Source organism: Actinophytocola oryzae (genome assembly GCF_004364325.1).
GTDB lineage: Bacteria > Actinomycetota > Actinomycetes > Mycobacteriales > Pseudonocardiaceae > Actinophytocola > Actinophytocola oryzae.
In genome coordinates, this window is the sequence record NZ_SOCP01000002.1 from 80,575 (window position 1) to 103,440 (window position 22,866).

The window sequence follows — 22,866 nt, forward strand, 5'->3', positions numbered from 1 at the left end:
GCACCCGTGACGACCGTTCATGAACGTGACCGGCCCCTGGTCGACGACGAGTTCCGGTCGGGACTGCGGCGGTTCCTGACCGAACACCATCCCGGACGGGGCCCGAAGGATCCCGCGGCGCGCCTCGCGTGGCGCAAGGCGTGGCTGGCGACGTTGTTCGACGCCGGGTACGCCGGCCCGAGCTGGCCGCGCGCCCACGGCGGCATGGCGTTGAACTTCACCCAGCAGGTGATCTACCAGGAGGAGTACGCGCGGGCGCGGGTGCCGGGTCCGCTCGGCACCGGCCTCGGCATCGCCGCGCCCACGATCATCCGGTACGGCAGCCCCGCACAGCGGGACCGTTACCTGCGCCCCATGCTGCGCGGCGACGCCGTGTGGGCCCAGGGCTACTCGGAACTCGACGCCGGGTCCGACCTGTCGGCGCTGCGCACCACCGCCCGCCGCGTGGGCGACGAGTACGTCGTCAGCGGGCAGAAGGTGTGGACGAGTGCCGCGGACATCGCCGACATCCTGTTCACCCTGGTCCGCACCGGCCCGCCCGGCTCACGCCGGCACGGCATCACCTACCTGCTCGTCGACGCGCACGCCCCCGGCGTCACCGTGCGGCCGCTGCGGGACCTGACCGGGGACGCCAGCTTCTGCGAGGTCTTCCTCGACGACGTGCGGGTGCCGGTCGCCGACCGCGTCGGCGAGGAGAACGGCGGCTGGCCACTGGTCCGCACGAGCCTCGGCCACGAACGCGCGGCCGGGGCGATGAACCAGGCCGCGCGCTACCGCCGGGTGCTCGACGAGCTGGTCGAACTGGCCCGCGAGCGTGGCCGCACCGCCGACCCCCTCGTCCGCGACCGGCTCGCCGACCTCGCGACCAGGGTGCGGATCATGCAGTACACGGGGATGCGGACGATCTCCGACATCATCGAGCGCGGCGAGCCCGGCCCCGCGTCGTCGATCGCGCGGCTGTTCGTCGTCACCGTCGAACAGGACCTGCACGAGTTCGCCGTGGACCTGCTCGGCTCGCACGGCCTGCTGGGCCGCGACGACCCCCACGCCGTGCAGCGCGGCCGGTGGGTGTGGGGGTTCCTGCGCACCCGCGCGTCGACCATCGGCGCCGGCACCGCCGAGATCCAGCGCGACACCATCGCCGAGAAGGTACTGGGCCTGCCGCGCGACCCGGGCATGCCGACGGACACGACAGGAGACCCCGCGGGATGACGAGCACCGACGAGACCTACGGGGTACTCACCGACGAGGCGATCGAGCGGTCCCGCCGCAGGCTCGGCATCCCGCGACCCCAGCGCAACCCGCCCCACAACTACGAGGTGACCTGGGACGGCGTGCGGCATTTCGCCTACGGGTACGGCGATGACAACCCGCTCTACTGCGACCCGGGGTACGCCGCAGGCACCCGCTGGGGCACGCTCGTCGCCCCGCCGACCTTCCTGTACACGATGGGCGAGGACGCCGCGCCGCCGCAGGACGAGACGACCAGGGCACTGCTGAAGGGCGACCCCTTCGCGGGGCTCGGGTCGTACCAGGCCGTCATGGAGTTCGAGTGGTGGCGGCCGCTGCGGCTCGGCGACCGCTGCCGCGTGCTGCAGACCCAGGTCGGCGTGGTCGCGAAACCCAGCGGTTTCGGCGGCCGCACCGCACACGTCACGCAGGACTACCTGTACACCGACGGGGACGGCGAGCCGCACGCCGTCCGGCGGGGCACCTGGATCAACGCCGAGCGGCACACGTCACGGGACCGTGCCAAGGAGAAGCCGGCGCAGCGGCCGTACACCCCGGGACAGCTGGCCGAGATCGACGCGGCGTACGCGGCGGAGGCCCGGCGGGGCGCCGCGCCGCGTTACTGGGAGGACGTGGTGGTCGGGGAGGAGCTGCCGCCGAAGGTGAAGGGGCCGCTCACGACGACCGACGTGGTCGTGTGGCACCTGGGCTGGGGGATGCAGCTGACCCCGCCCGGTGCGTTCGGACTGGCCGCGCGCGTCCGGCGCAAGGCACCCGGGCTGTACCCGCCGAACGAGCTGAACATCCCGGACACGGTCCAGCGGCTGCACTGGGAGCCGGCGCGGGCGCGCGAGCTGGGCCTGCCCAACCCGTACGACTACGGCGGCATGCGCGAGACGTGGCTGTGCCACCTGCTCACCGACTGGGTCGGTGACGACGGCTGGCTGTGGCGCCTGCGGTGCGAGCACCGCAAGTTCAACTACCTCGGCGACACGACGTGGGTCAGGGGAGAGGTCGTCGACAAACGACGGGTGGACGGCCGCGGCGAGATCCACCTCGCCGTGCGTTGCGAGAACCAGCGTGGCGAGACCACCACCCCCGGCACCGCGGTCGTGCTGCTGCCGACGCGGGACCACGCCGTCGCCCTGCCGTCCCCGCCCGCGCCGGACCTGGCCGGCCTGGTGGCCCACGAGCTGGCCCGGTTCGACGTCGGTTGACCAGGCCCGTCAGGTCAGTGCCACCACGACAGGACCGCGTTGAGGTGCTTGCGCATGCGGCCCCGGGCCAGACCGGTGTCACCGTCGACGATCGCGTCCAGAATCCGTTGGTGGACGAGCCGCACCTCCTCGGCCGCGGTGTCGCCGGGGAGGGACTGATCCTGGGTGGCCCCGTGGCGGCGGAACAGTTCGGTGATGATGTCGAGGAACAACGTCAGCACCGGGTTCCCCGCCAGGTCGGCCAGCTCCGCGTGGAACAGGTCGGCCTTGCGTTGCTCGTCGGCCGGGCCCTCGGTGGTCCAGCGGACGGCCGCAGACAGCCGCTCGGCCACCTCCGCCGCGCCCCCGGCGTGCCGGGCGGTCACCTCGGCGACCGTGCGCAGCTCGATCGCGTCCCGCACGACCCGCAGGTGGTCCGCCGTGACGCCCTGGTACCCGAGGAACAGCGCCATGGTGTCGATGCTCGCCCGTGGCTCCGGCTCCGCCACGACCAACCCGCCGCCGGGCCCCCTGCGCATCCTGGCGACCGAGTGGTACTCCAGCAGCCGCACCGCCTCACGCAGCACCGCCCGGCTGATCCCGTACCGCCCCAGCAGGTCGGCCTCCGAACCCAGCACCGAGCCGATCCGCCAGCCACCGGCCGCGATGTCGTCGTGGATCCGCGCGGCGACCACCTCGGCCAGCTTGGCCCTCGGCCCCTCGACCATCTCCGGCTCGATCACGGGCCCCGCGACCCTGGCCCGCCGCACCCGGTGCCGCTCGACCCACGCGGCGACCCACTCCAGGTGCTCGGTCAGCAACGTCTGGGCGCGTGCGTCGTCGCCGGCTACCACGGCGTCCACGATCGCCCGGTGCACGGCGTGCGAGGTCTCCTCGGACGCCAGCAGCTCCGCCTTGGGAATCCGGCGGGACGTGTGGGCGAACCGCGTCGTGAGCCGGGTGAGCACGTCGATGAACAGGTGCAGGACCGGGTTGCCCGACAGCCGCCCGAGCAGCGGGTGCAGCGGCTCGTACGCCGAGTGCTCCGCCGACGGGGGGCCGTCGACCATCGCCCGTAGCGCGTCGACGCCGTCCTCGGTGAGCCGCTCGGTGGCGAGACCGGCGGCGATCGGTTCCAGCAGCAGCCGGGCGTCGAGCAGGTCGGCGACGCTGGTGCCGACGTACTCGAGGTAGATCACGATGGAGCGGGTCGCGGGTCCCGCGTCGGGCGCCCGGACGAGCAGCCCGCCGTTCGGGCCCCGGCGCATCCTCGCCACCTGGTGGTGCTCCACCAGGCGCACCGCCTCGCGCAGGACCGACCGGCTCACCCCGAGCCGCTCCCGCAGGTCCACTTCGGACCCGAGCGACTCGCCCACCGGCCACCCCCGGCGCATCACGTCGACCTCGATGCGCCGCGCCGTCTGCGCGGCGAGCTTGCCGGCCGGGGCCGAGGACTCGTCGTCGGCGGGCTCCAGCTCGACCGGGGTCGCCATTCGGCCAACTCCTCAGGACAGGCGGTTTCGTACCCTCAGTCTAGTCAGCGGCCGGTGACGACGGCCGTGGCCTGCGGATACGGCGTGTCCGGCGAGTCATTCGGGTCACTGATCACCGGGGCCCGAACCGCTGGCCCGCGTCGAGCCGCAGGCACTGACCGTTGAGCATCGGGTTGTCGACGATGGCGAGCACCAGCTTCGCGTACTCCTCCGGCCTGCCCATCCGCCTCGGGAACGCCGCGTCACGCACCAGCGTCGCCTTCGTGTCGGCCGGCAGCCCGCGCACGGCGCCCGTCTCGAACAGGCTCGGCGCGATCGCCAGCACCCGGATGCCCAGCGTGCCGAGATCCCTCGCCATCGTCAGGCACATGCCCGCGATGGCCGCCTTGGCCGCGCCGTAGGCGACCTGGCCGATCTGCCCCTCGAACGCGGCGATCGAGGCCGTGTTGACGACGACGCCGCGTTCGCCGTCGTCGGGTTCGTTGCGGCTCATGTGGGCAGCGGCGAGCCTGCTGATGTTGAAGGTCGCCACCGCGTTCAGGTCGAGGACCCGCCGGAACGTGTCGAGGTCGTGCGGACCCTGCTTGGTGAGGGTCCGCATCGCCACGCCCCCGCCCGCCGTGGTGACGGCGACGTGCAGGCCGCCCAGGCCCGCCACCGCGGCGTCGAGAGCCTGCTCGGTGGCGGCGAAGTCGGTCACGTCCACCGGGTGGAAGCTCCCGCCGAACCCCGCGGCGACCGCCGCGCCCGCCGATTCCGGCCGGTCCAGCACCGCCACGTCCGCCCCGCGGGCCGCGAGCAGTTCGGCGCTCGCCCGCCCCATGCCGGACGCCCCGCCGAAGACCACCGCCTTCCTACCCTTCGTGTCCACCGGTGCTCTCCTCGTCTGGTGCGGGCCGGACGAACTCGCACAGCCGGTCGCGGTGGCTCGCGGCGTCGCCGTAGAGCATCCCGTCGACCGTCGCCCGGCGCAGGTACAGGTGCAGGTCGTGCTCCCAGGTGAACCCGATCCCGCCGTGCAGTTGCAGTGCCGCGCCCGCGACCTGCTCGGTCGCCGCGCTCGAGTGCGACGCGGCGACGCACGCGGCCCGCGCCGCGTCCTCGGTGTCCGCGTCGACGGCCATCGCGGCGTACCAGGTCGCCGCCCGGACGCCGTGCACGGACATCGCCATCCCGGCACACGCGTGCTTGACCGCCTGGAAGGTCCCGAGTGGCCGGTCGAACTGGACCCGGACCTTCATGTACTCGACGGTCATCTCCAGCATCCGGTCCAGGACGCCGAGAGTCTCCGCCGCGAGGAGCACCGCCGCGTCGTCCAGCAGCCGGGGCACGGCGTCGGCGTCGCCGGGCAGGCGACGGTCCGCGGGCACCCGCACGCCGTCCAGCCGGACCTCGTAGAAGGACCGCGTGAGATCCAGGACCTGCTGACGTCGCACGGTGACCCCGGCGGCGTGCCGGTCGACGAGGAACGACTCGGGTACGCCGTCGTGGCGCACCGTCACCAGCAGCCAGCGGGCCCCGCCGGCATCCTGCACAGCGGTCTTGACGCCGTCGAGGACCACCTGGTCGCCGTCGGTGCGGGCGGTCGCGGCGATCCCGTCCAGCGACCACGGCGCACCCGGTTCGGCGAACGCCCACGTCGCCCAGGCATCGCCGGTGGCCAGCGTTCTCAGCGCTTCGGCCAGCGGGCCCGCCGAACCGGCGCGGGTCAGCGCCCGCCCGACGAGCACAGTGGGCAGGTACGGACCCCGAGCCGCCGCGCGGCCGACCTCCTCCGCCACCAGGGCCAGCTCCACGAGGCCCTGTACCGAGCCGCCGCGGTCCTCGGGGAGGCCGAGCCCCGGCCAGCCCGACCTGCCCACGAGTCGCCAGAACGCCGCGTCGACATCCTTCTCGTGGTTCGACCCCGCACGCGCCGGGGCGTGGTCGGCCAACAGGTCCCGAGCCGCCGCCCGCAGCATCGCCTGCTCGTCGTCGAGTTCGAAGTCCACGAACAAAGCATACTCATTTGTCTCACGAAAAGATCCAGTTGTTCAATGACCCCGATCTGCGCAACCATCAACTCGGTTAGAGTGACCTCATCGTCTCCCGAGGGCGGAAGCAGGTGGGTGATGCGACTGGAGTCGACGCCAGAGCTCGAGGCGTTTCGCGACCGGGTCCGGGAGTTCGTCGCGGAGCATGCGCCGGGGACCAAGGCACACGCGGGTGTCCGCGCGCCGGATCCCTCGCTCATGCCCGAGATCCGCGCCTGGACGGCCAGGCTGTACGGCGCCGGGTTGCTCGGGATCGACTGGCCGGCCCGTTACGGCGGCAGGCCGGACGCGCACCCGCTCGAACCGTTCGTCGTCGCCGAGGAGATCGCTCGCGCACGCACGTGGCCGCCGGTCGGCGCTGGCACGTTGGCCGCCGCGGCGTTGCTCGAGTTCGGCACCGAGGAACAGCTGGCTCGCTTCCTCCCCCGCATCAGGGACTGCGCGGACGTGTGGTGCCAACTGTTCAGCGAACCGGACGCCGGTAGCGACCTGGCCGCGTTGCGGACCAGGGCCCGCCGGGTGGGCGACGAGTTCGTCGTCGACGGCCAAAAGGTCTGGACCACCAACGGTCACCACGCCGACCGGGGCTACCTGCTCGCCAGAACCGACCCGGATGCGTCGAAACACCGCGGCATCACCGCGTTCGCACTCGACATGCGTGCCCCCGGGGTGACCGTCCGCCCGCTGCGGGAGATCACCGGGACGACCGACTTCAACGAGGTCTACCTCGACGGCGTGCGGATCCCGGCCACCGATGCCATCGGCGGCGAGAACGAGGGCTGGCGGGTGGCGATGCGCAGCCTCGGACACGAGCGGTCCGGCGTCGCGGCGCGGGGAGTCGAGCTGTTCGCCATGCTCGACGAGCTGATTGCGCTGGCCGAGCCGGTGATGGAGGACTCGGCGACCCGGCAGGCACTCGGCGAGCTGGCAACCCGGACCCACGTGAACGCCGCCATGGTCGCGCTGGCACAGTCACGCGTGCTGCACCGCACCGAGGGACCGGCCGACGCGGCCCTGGGCAAGATCTTCTTCAGCGAGCTGAACCACGACCTCACGGTGTACGGCCTCAGGCTCCAGGGCACCAGCGGACTGCTCGTCGAGGGCGACCCGGGCGCGGTCGCGAACGGCTGGTGGCAGGACGCCTACCTGTACTCCCGCGCCTACACCATCGCGGGCGGCGCCAACGAGATCCTGCGTACCCAGATCGCCGAGCGCGGCCTCGGTCTCCCGCGGTGATGACCGTTCGTCGACCGAGGAGGAACCCGAAGATGCCCCTGCTCGCCGCGCTGACCTGGTTGGGTGTGGTCGGCGCCGGGGCGCTGGTGATCTGCCTGCTCGCGTTTCGCTGTGCGGACTGGAACCTGCTGCCTCGGTCGGTGTTGCCGAGGCTGCGGTGGTGGCGGCGGTTCGCACCCGTCCTGCTCGGGGTCGCGGCGGCGTTCGCCCTCACCTGCGGTGTGCTGCTGGAGCTGGTCTCGTGAGGCGGTGGGGCCGCCGGGGTTTCCTCGGCGCGGTCGGTGGCGCCGGACTGGCCGTCGCGGGCGGGTCGGTGGCACACGGCTCGCGCGACCAGCCGCACGACCACACGGCACCGGGTGCGATCGGCACGGTCGGCGTGGTCGACCACGCACGCAACGGCTTCCACCCGAACGAGCTGCTCGGCACCTTCGACCACGGCACCGTCTCGCGCACCGCGGCCGGCCGCACCGTTCGCGAGTACCGGCTGGTCGCGGTGGCCAAGGAAATCGAGGTCGCCCCGGGGGTCCGCTACCCGGCCTGGACCTACAACGGTCGCGTGCCCGGCCCCACGATTCGCGCCACCGAGGGCGACCTGCTCAGGATCACCCTCGACAACCAGACCGAACACCCGCACACGGTGCACTTCCACGGGTACCACCCGGCCGCGGTGGACGGCGTCCCGGGAGCGCTCGAGGCGGCACCCGGCTCCTCGGTGACCTACGAGTTCACCGCGGCGCCGTTCGGCCTGCACCTGTACCACTGCCACTCGATGCCGCTGCGCGCCCACATCTCCCGTGGCCTCTACGGCGCGTTGGTCGTCGACCCGCCGGGTGGCCGCCCTCCGGCGACCGAGATGGTGATGGTGCTCAACGCGTTCGACACCGACTTCGACACCGCCAACGAGGTCTACGCGGTGAACACGGTGGCGTTCGCCTACGCCCACGAACCCATCCCGCTGCGTGCCGGCGAGCCGGCCCGCGCCTACGTCGTGAACATGACCGAGTTCGACCCGGTCAACTCGATCCACCTGCACGCCACGATGTTCGACCTGTTCCGCACGGGCACCTCACTCGAGCGCCACGAGCTGACCGACGTCGTCACCATGGGACAGGGGGAGCGCCACATCATCGAGTTCCGCTACCGCGAGCCGGGGCGGTACATGTTCCACGCGCACCAGACCGAGTTCACGGACCTCGGCTGGATGGGCATGTTCGAGGTCACCTGATGCCCCCGGCCCGGCCGCGTGGCGTCGACCCGAGCCGGCACGCGGCCCGCGCACGGACGGTCCGGGTCGCGCTGCTCGTCGCTCCGGTGGTCGGAGTGGCCGCGTTGGTGGCGATGCTGCTGGCCGGCGACCTCGTCGGCACCCTGCGGGGCGGAGCGCCCGTCGAGTCCGTGGCGGTGGAGGACGTCCGGCTCTCCCCGAACCACGTCCAGCTCCACCTCCGTAACGACGGCAGGGTGCCGGTCACCATCGCCCAGGTCACCGTCGACGACGCGTTCCGGCCGTTCAGCGCCCGTCCGTCCACGATGGCGCGCCTGGGCACGGCGACGGTCGACGTGGACTACCCCTGGGAGCCGTCGATACCGCTGGACATCGGCGTGCTGACCTCAACCGGGGAACTCGTGCGGCACCACATACCGGCGCCGCTGCCGACGCCGGTGGGAACCCCGGCCACCGTGGGCACGCTCACGCTCGTGGGCCTCGCGATGGCGGCCGTCCCCATCGGACTCGGGTTGCTCTGGCTGCCGTTCCTGCGTCGGGCGTCTCCCGAGGTGAACTCCGCCGCGCTGGCGTTCACGCTCGGCCTGTTGACCTTCCTCCTGGTCGACACGACGGCTGAAGGTCTCGACCTCGCGGGCGGCGTGGGCCTGGACGGCATCGGACTGTTCACGGTGGGCGCACTGGGGGCACTGGCCGTCTTCGCGGCAGTGGAGTCCGGCGCGCCGCGACTGGCATGGCTCGTCGCGGCCGGTATCGGTCTGCACAACCTGGGCGAGGGCCTGGCCGTCGGCGCCACCATGCGCGTGGGGGAGGTGGCGCTCGGGACGAGTCTGGTCGTCGCCTTCGCGATCCACAACGTGACCGAGGGCGTGGCGGTCGCGACCCCACTGGCCCGCGTGCCGGCCCGGTGGTGGGCACCGCTGGTGACCACCGCCATCGCCGGCCTCCCCGCGGTGCCCGGCCTGTGGGTCGGCGGCCTCACCGCGAGCGGGCCGTGGGCAGTGCTGGGCCTCGGCGTCGCGGCCGGAGCGATCGCACAGGTCGTTCTCGCCGTGGCCAGGCAGGCGGTCGGCGGTCTCGGCCTGGTCACCGCGGCGAGCTTCGTCGGCGGGGTCGGCCTGATGTACCTGACCGGCCTGCTCGCCTGACGCGTGCTCGATGCCGGGACAGCGAGTCCTACGTCACAGCCAGTCCTCGGCGACCCGGGACCAAAACCCGCACAGGAGGCGTTCTTCCCAGTGGCGGCGCCGTGGGCGACGCCCGAGGAAGGAGGATCGTGCCACACGACTACCGCAAGACCCCGGAGGCGCTGGGACGCCTCACCGAGGACCAGTACCGCGTCACCCAGGAAGACGGGACCGAGCCGGCGTTCCACAACGAGTACTGGGACAACCACGAACGTGGCATCTACGTGGACGTGGTCTCCTCCCAGCCGCTGTTCTCGTCGACCGACAAGTACGACAGCGGCACGGGGTGGCCGAGCTTCACGAAACCGATCGAGGCCGACGCCGTTCGTACGAAGACCGACAGATCGCTGTGGATGACCCGCACGGAGGCGCGGTCCGCGGGTGCCGACAGCCACCTCGGACACGTGTTCGACGACGGCCCCGCCGATGCCGGGGGCCGGCGGTACTGCATGAACTCGGCCGCGCTGCGCTTCGTCCCGGTCGCCGAGCTCGAGGCGCAGGGCTACGGCGAGTACCGGGCGCTGTTCGACACGGCCGACACCACCAGCACGGAGGAGGACACACCATGACCAGCGGGGTCAACGACACCGGACAGGTCACGCGCACCCCGGGTACCGAGACGGCTGTGCTGGCCGGCGGGTGCTTCTGGGGCATGGAGGACCTCATCCGCCGCCGGCCCGGTGTGCTGGCTACCCGTGTGGGTTACACCGGGGGCGAGAACGACCATGCGACGTATCGCCACCACCCGGGCCACGCCGAGGCCGTGGAGATCGTGTTCGATCCGACGAAGACGACCTATCGCGACATCCTGGCGTTCTTCTTCCAGATCCACGACCCGTCGACGGTCAACCGTCAGGGCAACGACATCGGGACCAGCTACCGGTCGGCGGTCTTCCCGCTCACCCCGGAACAGGAGCGGATCGCCGGTGACACGATCGCGGACGTGGACGCCTCGGGCCTGTGGCCCGGCAAGGCGGTGACGACCGTCGAGCCCGCCGGTCCGTTCTGGGAGGCCGAGCCCGAGCACCAGGACTACCTGGAGAGGTATCCGAACGGGTACACCTGTCACTATCCGCGTGCGGGCTGGGTGCTGCCAAGGCGCGCGGCCACCTCCAGCTGACGGCGGGGGCGAGCCAGACCCAGTGGCGGTCGGCTTCCTCGGCGTCGCGCAGGTCGGACGGGGGTGCTCGGACCGGATGCTGGGCGACAGCTCCAGGAAGTCGACGCGATGCCGGACAACTCTGGACTGCGCTGGACATGGCCCGTGGCCATGTCCAGCGCACGCTGTCACGGGTGAGGGGTTCGCGTAGCCGTACGCGAACCCCGCACGCCTCGTGGCGACGCCTGCCGCGGATCGTGGTCCGCGTCGCCGGTGATCGCCTGCGCCGCGATACCGGACAACCCGTGCGGCTACGCGAAGAGCCTCGTGCGGGTCGAACCGAGTTCCGCCTTGTGCCGGAGGTGGTGCGGTTTCTCCCGACCGAACCGGCAAGTACGGTGCCCGTTCGGACATGAGCGGCTCTCCCCGCGTGGACTCGTCAGTAGGCTCACTCCGTTTCCACGGAAATGACGGAGGTCGCGCGCATGACCGACGACATCCGGTCGGTCCCGCCCGGAACGGGCGGTGCGATGCCGACCAGTGGTCTCGTGACGTTGTTGGCGACGGTCGACATACCCGGCGAGATCCGACTTCCCGACGGCTCGCGGTTGCGGGTCGGCACCGGCGAACCGGTCTACACGCTGACCTTCCGCTCGGACCGCGCACTGCGCACCCCGGTCACCGAGCTGGGCATCGGCCGCGCGTACGTGTCCGGCGACCTCGACGTCACCGGTGATCTCGGCGCTCTGTTCGGCGTGCGGCAGGCGCTGCCCGACAAGGTGCCGCTCCGGCAGCGGATCCGGTTCCTGTACGACTTCGCCCGCACCCCGAGGTCGGTGAACGCGAGGGCGATCCGCCGGCACTACAGCCGGGGTGACGACTTCTACCTGACGTTCATCGACAGACGGTTCCGGTTCTACTCGCAGGGACTGTTCCACTCGCCGGAGGAGACGATCGAGGAGGCCGCCGAGCACAAACTGGAGTCCATGGTGGACGGTCTGGGTCTGCGGCCGGGCATGCGCCTGCTGGACATCGGTGGCGGTTGGGGCGGCGTGACCCAGTACTGCGGCGCCCGTGGCGTGCACGTCACGACGCTGACGATCGCGGAGGACTCGGCGCGCCACGTCCAACGCCTGATCGACGAGGACGATCTGCCGGGCGAGGTGTTCCGGGAGGACTTCCTCGACCACCGCCCCGCGGAACCGTACGACCACGCGGTGATCTACGGGGTGATCGAGCACCTGCCCAACTACCGGCGCTTCGCGGCGCAGGTGTGGCGGGTGCTGAAACCGGGCGGCCGGCTCTACCTGGACGCCTCCGCGACCATCCAGAAGTTCTCGGTGAGCGCTTTCGTCCGGGACTACATCTGGCAGGGCACGCACACGTTCATGGCGCTCCAGGACGTCATCGCGGAGCTGCTCTACCACGGCTTCGAGATCCTCGACGTGACCAGGGAGACGCGCGACTACGAGCTGACGATGCGGGAGTGGGCAAGACGCCTGGATGCCGCCGAGCAGGACATCACCGCACGGTGGGGCGAGGAGACCTACCGCGCGTTCCGGCTGTTCCTGTGGGGTGGTGCCCACGCGTTCCGCACCAACGCCCTGCAGGCCTACCACCTGGTCGCGGAACGGAGCGCCGCCCCGGGGCCTCGTCCGTCGACCGCACGCCGGATGGTCCAGTTCCTGACCGGCCTCCGCTGACGACGTCCCCGGCGGGCACGTCAGACGGTCACCACCAGTGTGGTGTGACGAAGCCGTCAGGCCGTGCCGTGCACGCGTACCCAACGTCTCGTGACAGGTCGGACCCTTGTGGACAGGAGCGGCAACCCCGGTAGTGCCCCTGACGGGACCGGTCCCTGGCTCAGGTCACCAGTCCGTGGCGGTAGGCGTAGACGACCGCCTGCACGCGGTCGCGCAGGCCGAGCTTGGTCAGGATGCGGGACACGTACGTCTTCACGGTCTCGTGGCTGAGGACCAGGCTCGCGGCGATCTCGGCGTTGGACAGGCCGTCCGCGATGAGGCGCAGCACCTCCAGCTCACGCGGCGCCAGCGGGACCTCGACCGGGGTGCCGTCGGCGGGGCGGACGCGGGCGGCGTACCGGCCGATGAGCCGGCGGGTCACCTCGGGGTCCAGCAGCGCGGCGCCGGTGGCGACGGTCCGGATGCCGTGCAGGAGCTGCCCCGACGGGGCGTCCTTGAGCAGGAAGCCGCTGGCGCCGGCCCGCAGCGCGTCGTAGACGTACTCGTCCAGGTTGAACGTCGTCACCACGAGCACCTTGACCGGGAACGCGACACCGACACCGGCGAGCCGCCTGGTCGCCTCGATCCCGTCGAGCACCGGCATCCGGACGTCCATCACCACCACGTCCGGGCGCAGCCGGTTGGCGAGCTCGACCGAGCTGCGCCCGTCCGCGCACTCGCCGACCACCTCGAGGTCGGGCTGCGCGTCGATGATCATGGTGAAGCCGGCGCGCACCAGGTCCTGGTCGTCGCAGACCAGGACCCGCACGGGAGCGGTCACGACGGTCCGCCCCTCGGGATGCGGGCGCGCACGGCGAAGCCGCCGTCCGCCACAGGACCCGACGTGAGTTCGCCGCCGAGCACGCCGACCCGGTCACGAAGGCCTGCGAGACCCCGGCCGCTCCCTCTCGGAGAGGTGGCGTGCGAACCCGGGCCGTCGGTGTCGACCTCGATGGTGATCTCCGAGGGACCGCGGTGCACGCGCACGGCGGTGTTGTTGCCGTGAGCGTGCTTGAGGGCGTTGGTCAACGCCTCCTGCACCACGCGGTAGGCCGCCTCCCCGGCGTCGCCGTCCACGCCCGCCGGGTCGCCCTCCTCCGTGAGCCGCACCGGTTGACCGGCCAGCCGGGTCCGCTCCACGAGGGCGCGTAGGTCCCCGGCGGCCGGGGCCCGGGTGCCGTGGTCGGGGTTGAGGAGGTCGAGCAGGTGCCGCAGGTCCGTGATGGCCCGGCGGCCGGTGTCGGTGATCGCCACCAGGGTCCGGTCGAGGAGCTCGGGGGACGCGGTCGCGCAGCGCGCCGCCTCCGCCTGCACGACCATCGCCGTCACGTGGTGGGTCACGACGTCGTGGAGCTCGCGTGCGATGCGGCCGCGTTCGGCGACGCGGGTGGCCTCGGCGACCTGGCGGCGCCGGACGGCCTCGGCCGCGCGGAACCGCCGCAGCCACACCCCGAAGCCCCACGCGAGCGCCATGCCGAGGTAGAACGTCACGAACCCGAGCACGCTCTCGGTCGCCCCGCGATCTTCGAGGGCGGCGACCAGGAGTCCGTACCCGGCGGAGGAGGCGACCACCGCGACGCGACGGTGCCGCTCCAGGTACGAACCCGCGCTCAGCAGCGCGACGGGCAGGGCGCTCCCGGCGACCGTGTGGTAGCCGAGCAACTGGTCGGCCGCGAAGCCCGCCGACACGAGGAGCAGGCACGCGGCCGGCCACCGCCGCCGGACCGCCAGCGAGAGGCACTCGACGGCGACGAGCGCGACGGCCAGCGCGTCCATGGGGCGGTTCGACAGGCCGCCGAGCTGCGTCCCGTAGCTGTCGAGCGACGGCGTCAGCGACAGGGCGGCGAGCAGCGGCGCGAACGGGGCGTCCCGAACCGTGACGTCGAACCGCCGCCACCGAACCACGACTAGCCGGAGGTCGAACACCGCCAGAGGGTAGCGGCGACACGGTGTGCCGGGTCCGGCGCCACACACCGCGGCGGCGCTGCCGGCACGTTCGTCCCGGCAGCGGGAGGTGCCGTGTCCCCCGTGCGAGCTACTCACGGATGTCCGCCGTGTGGTGACGACGTGCGCCTGGCCGGCCCCTAGCGTTCGACCGGGCCGCGGTGCGGTCTCGAACAGCCATTCCACGATCTTCTCTGGAGAGAACTCTTGTTCCACAACGTCAGGCCACCTGCCGCCCTCGTGCTGTGCTGCGTCGCGGCCGCGGGGGTGCTGGCCGGGTGCGACGAAGCCCCGGACCCGGAGCAGGACGCGTCACGCCCGTCGGTCACCGCGACCGGGAGCCCTGCAGGTGACGACGCGCTCACCGGCACCACGACGATCGATGTCGGCGGCCGGTCGGTGAACGTCGACTGCTCGGGACGCGCGGCGGGAGGCAGGCCCGTCGTCGTGCTGATGGCCGGTCTCGGCGACGGCCTCGACAGGGTGGCGGACCTCCAGCAGATTCTGGGCGAGAAGGACCGGGTCTGTTCCTACGACCGGCTCGGTGAGGGCAAGAGCGACCAGCCCGCGGACCCGCAGAGCTTCGAGACCACCGGGGACGTCCTGACCGGTGTCCTCGACCGGGTCGCAGGCGAGGACCCGGTCGTCCTGGTCGGACACTCGCTCGGTGGGTTGATCGCGGCCCGGTACGCGCCCGAGCACCGCGACCGGGTCGCCGGCGTGGTCCTCCTGGACGCCACGCCGCCGACCATGCTCGCCGACACGACGAGGATCGTCCCCGAGTCCGCCACGGGCCAGGCCGCCGAGCTCCGCGCCGGGGCCTTCGCCGTCTACCAGGGGGAGACCCCGGAGAAGCTCGTGATGACCGACGGGGAGGTCCGTTCCGCCGGTGACATCCCGGTGGAGGTGGTCCAGCACGGGCAGCAGTACCTCGCGGCCGTCCCGGAGTACGGGCCTGCCCTGGAACAGGCGTGGTCCGACGGGCAGCGCCAGTGGCTGGCACTGTCCGGCCACAGCAGGCTGAGCGTCGCCGCCGACAGCGGTCACTACATCTACGTCGACCAGCCCGACGTCGCCGTCGAGGCCATCCAGCGCGTGGTCGCACAGGCCGCGCAGTAGGACCCTGTCCCTGGCGGACTGTCGTCATCGGACTCCCGACCCCTCGTGGGTCATCCGCGTCTCCCACCGCCGCGGCCGGAAGAGTCGATCAGCGCCCGGTCGGTGCTCTCTCAGGACGGGAGTTCGACCGACTGCGCATGGCGGAAGACGTTCCTCGGGTCCCACTTGGCCTTGACCTGTTGCAGGCGCGGGTAGTTGGCCTTGTAGTACAGGTCGTGCCAGGGCGTGTCCGACGAGTTGTAGGTGGGGTCGGACAGGTCGGTGTCGGGGTAGTTGACGTAGCAGCCGTCGGTGTGGTCGTTGGGGACCGGGACGCCGCCGGTGGCGGCGTAGAGTTCGGCATAGAACGCGCGGACCCAGGCCAGGTTCTTGGCGTCGTCGGCAGGAGTGGACCAGAAGCTCTGGCAGAGCGCCTGGAAGGCCGCGCTCCGGTGCGGAGCGGCCGTCGCGGCGGGGTCCACGGCGTTCACGTTTCCGCCGTACGGGAGCAACAGCAGCATCGCGTTCGGATTGTCGATGGTGGTGCTGGTGAGGTGCCTGTAGATGACCGCCAGGTCGGCGTCGGTGAAACCCTGACGATGGTATGCCGACTTGTGGTCCGCGCGGAGGGTCGGATTCGTCAGCGTGGGGGCGTTGGTCGCCAGCAGTCGAACGGAATGGAACCAGGGGAGTCGCTGGGCGTTGACCAGTTGCGGCATCGCGGTGTATTCGCCCGCGTTTCCGCTCATCGGCCGAATCGCCACCGACACGCCGTCGACGACCTCGGAGACGAAGTCGTCCAGCAGTTGCCCCGCGTTCGGTTCATCCCCGTCGACCTGCACGAACATGCTCACATTGCCGTTGGACCTGTGGTTCAGCGCGAGCGACGCCGACAGGGCCACACCCGGTGAGCTCGGCGCGCTGTTGCGCTCGTGCCAGCCGCTGAAGTTCTTCACCAGCGTCGCGAACGTGGCCTCGGTGAGTTCCGCCCAGGAGAACGACATGCCGTTGAGCAACACCGTGGCCGGCGGCCTGGGCAACGCGGTCCTCGGATCGGCGCCGGTCACCCCGGGTGAGCGTAGCCAGTAACGGGTGATCACGCCGAAGTTCCCGCCGCCACCGCCGGTGTGCGCCCACCACAGATCCCGGTTGCGGTCGTTGGGCTCGCGGGTCGCCACGACGGCGCGCGCCTTGCCTGCCTTGTCGACCACGACGACCTCGACGGCGTAGAGGTGGTCGACGGTGAGGCCGTGGCGCCGGGACAACGGGCCGTCCCCGCCGCCGCAGATGTGCCCGCCCGCGCCAACCGAGTAGCACCGTCCACCCGGGAGGGTCACACCCCAGCCCTTGTACAGGGTGGCGTACAGATCCAGCAGCCGCGCACCGGGCTCGGCGGCGAACGCCTTCATCTTCCTGTCGTAGCGGACCGCGTCCATCTCGGACATGTCGATCACCACGCGCACGTCGGAGTTGCTGACGAAGTCCTCGTAGCAGTGTCCGCCGCTGCGCACTGCGATCCGCCGGCCCGCCTTCACCGCGGCCTGCACGGCGTCGACGACCTGCTGGGTCGAGCCGACCAGCTGGAAGTAGTCGGGGGCGCCCACCCAGCGCTGGTTGTCACCGGTGATCAGTTCCCCATAGCGAGGATCGTCCGGCTTCACGGTGAAGGGTCCGAACGTGTCGGCCGCGGTCACGGAGTCGGCGCCGTTCGACGGGAGCGCGTCGGCGTCGACGGCCGAATCCGCATCGAGAGACGAGGCCTTGGTGATTCCTTTGTCCATGTGTTTCCCCCACTGAAGTCATGCCGAATACAACACCCGGATCGGGATGGGACTCGGTGTCCGGTGTTGTCACCGGGACACGTGGCCGGGAATGTGTGACCGTGCTCCACAAACCCCCGCGTCACGGCCAATGTTCCCCCGCACCGGTGGCCCCCAAACCGTCGCCGATGTGGTTGCCAGCCTAGCAGAGCGACTACCCCCGACCGGGTGATCTTCGCCGCTGGAACGGGTCAACGGCGGCCCGGCGCGAGTGGCGGCTGAGTTACAATCGGCGGTGTCATGGGGGCAGTTATGGAGTGAGTCCAGGCGCGTCGAACTGGGGAACACGGCGCGTGCCGTCGGCCTTGGGGGCGCGCCGGCGGCCACGGTCATCCTCGCTTCGATGACACCTTCGGGCGTGTGACACACGCCTGGGCTGCCGGTCGCAGTTGCCCGGCTCGTCAATCCACCATCAGGAATTCATACGAGCACGCCTATCGACGATGTTATGCCTATCGACAATGTTCGGCACTCCTAGGGGGAAATGTGCCACGAACCAACCAACACCTCCAGCTACCAGTGCAGGTCCGACCAACGACGCAGGGGCACACCGACCAGGTGCTGATCTCTCGCCTCGGTCTGCATATCCCACCCAGCCTCACCTACAACGGCTGGGAGCGTGCCGGGGTGCAGTTGTCCCGGATCCTCGACTCGTCGGCATGGTGCCTCGGCGACTGGCTGGTCTGCGGTCAGCAGCATTACGCGGATCGTTATGTCCGTGCGGTCGACGCGGCCGGTCTCGACTACCAAACGCTGCGCAATTATGCCTGGGTCGCGCGCCGATTCCAACTTGAGCGCCGCCGGGAACAGTTGAGCTTCCAGCATCACGCCGAGGTCGCCTCCCTGGACACGGAAGAACAGGACAGGTGGCTGGACCGCGCCGAGAAGGGGAGATGGTCGCGCAACGAACTACGGCGCTGGCTGCGCGGCGCCAGGCTGGACAAGAAGGTCGCAGCGGACCCGACGTCGTTGATACCCAGGGTCGCCGTGGCTCCGGAACGCGTCGAACGTTGGCGGGCCGCCGCGCAGCGGGCAAATGCTCATCTCGAGAACTGGATGGTATTGATCCTGGACCGGGCGGCCGAGGACATACTGCGGGCTGAATCGACGTAGTTCGTCCCGCCAGCGGGACAAAGCTTTCGAAGTAGTGGAGGATATTTCGATGACGACGAAGAGAACCCGCGTCGCGGTGGTGACCGGAGCGGGAAGGGGGATCGGCCTGGCAGTCGTTCGTGCGCTGGTCGAAGACGGATTCACGGTCGTCGCGGGCAGCCGCACCGTCACGGCCGGGCTGAAGGAGCTGACCCCGGACGCGCTCGAGGCCGATCTCGGCCACCCCGACGAGCCCGCCCGCGTGGTGCGGCACGCTGTTGACCAGCACGGCGGAATCGACCTGCTGGTCAACAATGTCGCGGGCACCTCGGCGCCGCCGGGTGGGTTCCTCCAGCTCGACGACGAGGCGTTCCTGCACACCTTCAACGTGACGTTCATGTCGAACGTGCGCGCGACGCGGGCCGCGCTGCCGAGCCTCCTGGAGCGTCGTGGCGCGGTGATCAACATCAGCTCTGTCAACGCGAAACTGCCCCAGCCGCGGCTGGTCGCGCAGTCCGCGGCCAAGGCCGCGGTGTCGAACCTCGGCAAGGCGCTCGCCGAGGAGTTCGGCGCCCAGGGCCTTCGGGTGAACACGATCTCGCCCGGTCCGGTGTGGACCGATCTGTGGACATCGCCCGGCGGCCCCGGCGACATGCTCGCCAAGCGGGCGGGCGCCACGCTGGACACGTTCAGGGACCAGCTGCCGGCCACCGTCGGCACCTCGACCGGCGAGTTCGCCGACCCCGAGGAGGTCGCGGCGCTCGTGGTGTTTCTCGCCTCGGGCAAGGTGGCCAACATGAGCGGTGCGGATCTGGTGATCGACGGCGGGATGACGAAGACCGTCTGAGCCCGGCGAACAGACTGCCGGCGCGGCCCCCTTCGACTGGCGAAGGGGGCCACGCCGGCAGGGTTTCAGCGCACCGCGGCCGGTTTCGCCTTCGGCGCACCGGTGGTGCGGGGCACGCCGACGAACAGCGCGGACGCGACCAGCCCGACCAAGAGGATCAGCGCCGGCAGGTACATCGACTGGCTGAGCGCGGTACTCATCTTGTGCAGCGTCGCCTCGCGCAGTTCGGGGGACAGGTTGCCCGCGGTGGTGCCGCTTTCGCCGATCGACCGGGCCGGGAGTCCCTGCGCGGCGACGTGAGCCGACAGCAGGGCGCTGATGGCGGCTGACCCGAGCGTGAAGCCGAGCTGGCGGGTGGTCAGGAACACCGCGGAGCCGGCTCCCGCCTGCTGGATGGACAGGTTCCGGATGGCGTTGGCCGCGAGAGGCGCCCAGACGAAGGCGTTCGCGATGCCGGCGATGGCACCGATGACCACGAACAGCGCGATGGGCGAGTCCGGCGTCATGATCGACACATAGCCGAACAAGGTCCCTGCGAACAGTGCGAAACCGATGGTCGGAACCATCCGTGGTGGCAGCCGATCGGCGATCTTGCCGATGAAGGGCGCCAGCAGACCGGTGAGCAACGCCATCGGCGCGAACACCATCGCCGACTCCGTCGGTGACATGTCCCGCACCTGTTGCAGATAGAAGTAGGCCACCACGAACAGGCCGTTCACCGCCGAGGCCATCGAGGTGACGGCCACATTGGACAGCGTGAAGTTGCGGTCCTTGAACAGACTCAGCGGCACCAGCGGTTCCCGCGTGTTGCGGTGCTGGTTGACGACGAACAGGATCAGCGCCGCGACACCAGCCACGATCAGTGCCCAGATGAGGGGACTCCAGTGCCGGGCGTTGCCCTCCTGGATGCCGAACACCAGTAGGAACATGCCGATCGCGGACAGCGCCATGCCGGCGAGGTCGAACCTGTGCCGATGGGTCTCCAGCGCGGGCACCAGCCAGGCCGCCAGCACGAACGCGAGGATGCCGACGGGCACGTTCACCAGGAAGATCCACTCCCAGCCCTGCCAGTCCACCAGCACGCCGCCCAGGATCGGCCCGACCAGTGCTGCCAGACCGGCCGTGCCACCCCACAGACCCATGGCGGCGCCGCGCTTGTCGGGCGGGAAGGTCCTGGTGATGACGGCCATGGTCTGCGGCGTCATCAACGCCGCGCCGAGTCCCTGCGCCACCCGCGCCGCGATCAGCATGTCGATGCTGGTGGCCGCCCCGCACCACAGCGAGGAGCCGGTGAACACCACCAGGCCGATCAGGTAGACGTTCTTGGGACCGAAGCGGTCGCCGAGCCGCCCGGTGATCAGTAGTGGCACCGCGTAGGCCAGCAGGTAGGCGCTGGTGGCCCAGATGACCTGGGCGAGGTCGGCATGCAGGTCCGCCATGATCGCCGGGTTGGCCACCGCGACGATGCTCATGTCCAGCAGGAGCATGAAGAACCCGACGATGACCGCGTACAGCGCGGGCCACGGACTAGGTTGTGCTGGCATGACTTCCGACTTCCTGTGTGAGGGAGCGGCCGGTCCTCCGTGCCCCGGTCAGGGCCGCCTTTTCGCGAGTTCGCGCCCCTTGGCCAGCACCTGCTGGGCGAGATGGGCGATCGTCGTACGGCTGAGCCGTTCCTCCATGGCGTGTTCGGCTTCCCGGAACTCCGCGTCGAGCAGCGCGTGCATATGCCGACCGACCTCACACGTGCTGCTGGGTGGATGAGCGTGCCTGGGCAGGATCGGCCCCCGCTCGACCGCGATGTACGCGTCGTAGAGGGTGATCTCCTGTGGGGCGCGGGCCAGTGTCCACCCTCCGCCCCGCCCCTCCGTGGAGCACACCAGGCCGGCGTCGCGGAGGCTGCCGAGTATGCGTCGAACCAGCACCGGATTGCTCACCAGGCTGTCCGCGATCTCGGCGGAGGTCAGCGCCCTGTCCCAGCGCGCCAACATCGTCAGTGCGTGAGTAGCGGCCGCGCTCCTGCTGCTGAGAGGCACTCGAACTCCTTCGTGACCACCACCTCACCTGAACTGCAACCAACATAGTTTCAGTTTGGCCGGTCGTCGACGCGGGTGTCGACCGTTTCGCCATCTCTCACCCGATCGAGTGACAAATGGTGAGATTCGGGGCCAATGACGGTGGTTCGGGCATTTGTCCCGCCGGCGAGACAGGTGGCATCGGCGGCCCTACTCAGGCGCCCGGTTGTCTGATAGCTTCGGTTATCGAATCCACCGCGGTAATTCGGCGGTGTCGTGCGAATAGAACTCCGCCGCGTATTTGCGACGATGTGGGACCGTTGAACGCGGCAGTCGAATCAGAGGGTCTGGGGGGACCATGCTCGTTGGGGGAGAATCGGGTGCGGAGTGACCTGCCGGTAATGCCGGCCGAAACGGCTGTGCAGCAGCCGGAATGGCCCGACCTACAGCACGTTCGAATGGTGCGCGAGGTGCTCGCCGGCCGGCCGCCGTTGGTGCGTGCCGACGACGTCCACCTGTTGCGTGCCCGGTTGGCACGGGTCGCCGCAGGCGAACTCCTGGTCGTGCAGGCGGGCGACTGTGCCGAGGACCCGGCGGAATGCACGCCGGGGTACGTGGCCCGCAAGGTCGCCCTGTTGGACGTGTTGGCCGGGGTGCTGAAGATGGCCACGGGCAGGTCCGTGCTGCGGGTGGGACGGCTCGCGGGCCAGTTCGGCAAGCCGCGGTCGAGACCGACCGAGCGGGTCGGCGGCCTCGAACTGCCGGTCTATCGCGGTCACATGGTCAACAGCCCGGAGCCGGCTCCGCTGCTCCGCAGGCCGGACCCGGAGCGGTTGCTCGCCGGCTATGACGCGGCGAGTGAGGCGATGGGGTACCTGCGCCTGCGCAACGGCGAACGGCTACCACCGGCGGGGGCGCCGGTCTGGACCAGCCACGAGGCGCTGCTGCTCGACTACGAGGTACCGATGCTGCGTCAGGGCGGGACGGGGCGGTGGCTGCTCACCTCGACGCACTGGCCATGGCTCGGCAACCGCACCAACCAGGTGGACGGTGCGCACGTCGCCCTCCTGGCCACGATCGAGAACCCGATCGCCTGCAAGGTGGGGCCGACCATGTCGCCGGACGAGCTGGTCGCACTCTGCGCACGGCTCGACCCCTTCCGCACCGCAGGCAGACTCACCCTCATCGCACGGATGGGCGCGGGAAACGTGGCCGATCGGCTGCCCGCGCTGGTCGCCGCGGTCCGTGAGGCCGGTCATCCGGTCGGCTGGCTCGCCGACCCCATGCACGGCAACACCGTGAGCGGTCCGGACGGGCTGAAGACCCGGTTCGTGGAAACGATCGTCCAGGAGGTCGTCGAGTTCCGGCGGGCGGTTTCCTCGGCACGAGGAGTAGCTGCCGGGCTGCATTTGGAGACCACTCCGGAGGATGTCACCGAATGCGTCGTAAACGAGTCGGTGATCGACCATGTCGGCGACAAGTACACCAGTTTCTGTGACCCCAGGCTCAACCCGAGACAGGCCATCGAAGTGGTTTCGGCCTGGCGTTAGTGCCACTGGGGAGCAGTGTTCTTTCTTCCTGTCATCGTGTCAGTGGAATCGAGGTC

General features: G+C 70.6%; 21 protein-coding genes. 13 read left to right on the forward strand and 8 right to left on the reverse strand.

Annotated elements, in window-relative coordinates; translation table 11 throughout:
- The first annotated feature begins 6 nt into the window (after positions 1-6).
- Together CLV71_RS04370 and CLV71_RS04375 are read left to right on the forward strand one after the other, a co-directional pair.
- Positions 7-1,212, forward strand: coding sequence for an acyl-CoA dehydrogenase family protein (locus CLV71_RS04370; RefSeq protein WP_243866221.1), 1,206 nt, complete (start codon positions 7-9; stop codon positions 1,210-1,212).
- Positions 1,209-2,447, forward strand: a complete 1,239-nt coding sequence (locus CLV71_RS04375; RefSeq protein ID WP_133901307.1) for a MaoC family dehydratase — start codon at positions 1,209-1,211, stop codon at positions 2,445-2,447. The genes CLV71_RS04370 and CLV71_RS04375 overlap by 4 nt, the downstream gene beginning before the upstream one ends.
- Positions 2,448-2,461: 14 nt before the next feature.
- Here CLV71_RS04375 and CLV71_RS04380 read toward each other — a convergent pair whose 3' ends face one another.
- The 3 genes from CLV71_RS04380 to CLV71_RS04390 all read right to left on the reverse strand — a co-directional run bounded on the left by CLV71_RS04380 (position 2,462) and on the right by CLV71_RS04390 (position 5,910).
- Positions 2,462-3,919 (reverse strand): FadR/GntR family transcriptional regulator, encoded by a 1,458-nt coding sequence (locus CLV71_RS04380; RefSeq protein ID WP_133901308.1) that lies wholly within the window; start codon positions 3,917-3,919, stop codon positions 2,462-2,464.
- A gap of 112 nt (positions 3,920-4,031) precedes the next feature.
- Positions 4,032-4,790 (reverse strand): SDR family NAD(P)-dependent oxidoreductase, encoded by a 759-nt coding sequence (locus CLV71_RS04385; RefSeq protein WP_133901309.1) that lies wholly within the window; start codon positions 4,788-4,790, stop codon positions 4,032-4,034.
- On the reverse strand, positions 4,774-5,910 hold the full coding sequence (locus CLV71_RS04390) for an acyl-CoA dehydrogenase family protein (protein ID WP_133901310.1): 1,137 nt from the start codon (positions 5,908-5,910) through the stop codon (positions 4,774-4,776). The genes CLV71_RS04385 and CLV71_RS04390 overlap by 17 nt, the downstream gene beginning before the upstream one ends.
- 120 nt (positions 5,911-6,030) lie before the next feature.
- On the opposite strand from CLV71_RS04390, the gene CLV71_RS04395 reads away from it, so the two are divergent.
- The 7 genes from CLV71_RS04395 (at position 6,031) to CLV71_RS04425 (ending at position 12,405) form a co-directional block, all read left to right on the forward strand.
- Complete coding sequence (locus CLV71_RS04395; RefSeq protein ID WP_133901311.1) at positions 6,031-7,188, forward strand: acyl-CoA dehydrogenase family protein; 1,158 nt, start codon at positions 6,031-6,033, stop codon at positions 7,186-7,188.
- A gap of 32 nt (positions 7,189-7,220) precedes the next feature.
- Complete coding sequence (locus CLV71_RS04400; protein WP_133901312.1) at positions 7,221-7,433, forward strand: hypothetical protein; 213 nt, start codon at positions 7,221-7,223, stop codon at positions 7,431-7,433.
- A complete protein-coding gene (locus CLV71_RS04405; protein ID WP_133901313.1) occupies positions 7,430-8,416 on the forward strand; it encodes a multicopper oxidase domain-containing protein in 987 nt (328 codons plus the stop codon). Before CLV71_RS04400 ends, CLV71_RS04405 begins: the two co-directional genes overlap by 4 nt.
- Complete coding sequence (locus tag CLV71_RS49170) at positions 8,416-9,564, forward strand: ZIP family metal transporter (protein ID WP_133901314.1); 1,149 nt, start codon at positions 8,416-8,418, stop codon at positions 9,562-9,564. The genes CLV71_RS04405 and CLV71_RS49170 overlap by 1 nt, the downstream gene beginning before the upstream one ends.
- A 128-nt stretch (positions 9,565-9,692) precedes the next feature.
- Positions 9,693-10,172, forward strand: a complete 480-nt coding sequence (gene msrB / locus CLV71_RS49175) for a peptide-methionine (R)-S-oxide reductase MsrB (protein ID WP_133901315.1) — start codon at positions 9,693-9,695, stop codon at positions 10,170-10,172.
- Positions 10,169-10,723 carry a peptide-methionine (S)-S-oxide reductase MsrA gene (gene msrA, locus CLV71_RS04420; protein ID WP_133901316.1) on the forward strand — a complete coding sequence of 185 codons (555 nt, stop codon included), beginning with the start codon at positions 10,169-10,171 and terminating at the stop codon, positions 10,721-10,723. The genes msrB and msrA overlap by 4 nt, the downstream gene beginning before the upstream one ends.
- 464 nt (positions 10,724-11,187) lie before the next feature.
- Positions 11,188-12,405, forward strand: coding sequence for a class I SAM-dependent methyltransferase (locus tag CLV71_RS04425; protein ID WP_166663926.1), 1,218 nt, complete (start codon positions 11,188-11,190; stop codon positions 12,403-12,405).
- 160 nt (positions 12,406-12,565) lie between these two features.
- Here the strand turns inward: CLV71_RS04425 and CLV71_RS04430 are convergent, their stop codons facing one another.
- The gene (locus CLV71_RS04430) at positions 12,566-13,225 is read right to left on the reverse strand and encodes a response regulator (RefSeq protein ID WP_133901318.1); all 660 of its coding nucleotides are present in this window, start codon (positions 13,223-13,225) and stop codon (positions 12,566-12,568) included.
- Positions 13,222-14,370 carry a sensor histidine kinase gene (locus CLV71_RS04435; protein ID WP_133901319.1) on the reverse strand — a complete coding sequence of 383 codons (1,149 nt, stop codon included), beginning with the start codon at positions 14,368-14,370 and terminating at the stop codon, positions 13,222-13,224. Before CLV71_RS04435 ends, CLV71_RS04430 begins: the two co-directional genes overlap by 4 nt.
- A 225-nt stretch (positions 14,371-14,595) precedes the next feature.
- Here CLV71_RS04435 and CLV71_RS04440 point away from each other — a divergent pair, with 225 nt between their 5' ends.
- Positions 14,596-15,507: an alpha/beta fold hydrolase gene (locus CLV71_RS04440; RefSeq protein WP_133901320.1), complete on the forward strand. Its 912-nt coding sequence runs from the start codon at positions 14,596-14,598 to the stop codon at positions 15,505-15,507.
- Positions 15,508-15,617: 110 nt separating this feature from the next.
- On the opposite strand, the gene CLV71_RS04445 is transcribed toward CLV71_RS04440, so the two are convergent.
- Positions 15,618-17,267 (reverse strand): FAD-binding oxidoreductase, encoded by a 1,650-nt coding sequence (locus tag CLV71_RS04445; protein ID WP_133901321.1) that lies wholly within the window; start codon positions 17,265-17,267, stop codon positions 15,618-15,620.
- Positions 17,268-17,864: 597 nt separating this feature from the next.
- On the opposite strand from CLV71_RS04445, the gene CLV71_RS04450 reads away from it, so the two are divergent.
- The gene (locus CLV71_RS04450; RefSeq protein WP_243866222.1) at positions 17,865-18,419 is read left to right on the forward strand and encodes an LmbU family transcriptional regulator; all 555 of its coding nucleotides are present in this window, start codon (positions 17,865-17,867) and stop codon (positions 18,417-18,419) included.
- 49 nt (positions 18,420-18,468) lie between these two features.
- Positions 18,469-19,245 carry an SDR family NAD(P)-dependent oxidoreductase gene (locus tag CLV71_RS04455; protein ID WP_166663927.1) on the forward strand — a complete coding sequence of 259 codons (777 nt, stop codon included), beginning with the start codon at positions 18,469-18,471 and terminating at the stop codon, positions 19,243-19,245.
- A gap of 65 nt (positions 19,246-19,310) precedes the next feature.
- On the opposite strand, the gene CLV71_RS04460 is transcribed toward CLV71_RS04455, so the two are convergent.
- Positions 19,311-20,789, reverse strand: coding sequence for a DHA2 family efflux MFS transporter permease subunit (locus CLV71_RS04460; RefSeq protein WP_133901322.1), 1,479 nt, complete (start codon positions 20,787-20,789; stop codon positions 19,311-19,313).
- Positions 20,790-20,837: 48 nt separating this feature from the next.
- Positions 20,838-21,281, reverse strand: coding sequence for an RrF2 family transcriptional regulator (locus CLV71_RS04465; protein WP_133901323.1), 444 nt, complete (start codon positions 21,279-21,281; stop codon positions 20,838-20,840).
- A gap of 380 nt (positions 21,282-21,661) precedes the next feature.
- On the opposite strand from CLV71_RS04465, the gene CLV71_RS04470 reads away from it, so the two are divergent.
- Positions 21,662-22,810: a 3-deoxy-7-phosphoheptulonate synthase gene (locus CLV71_RS04470; RefSeq protein WP_133901324.1), complete on the forward strand. Its 1,149-nt coding sequence runs from the start codon at positions 21,662-21,664 to the stop codon at positions 22,808-22,810.
- The last annotated feature ends 56 nt before the right edge of the window (positions 22,811-22,866 follow it).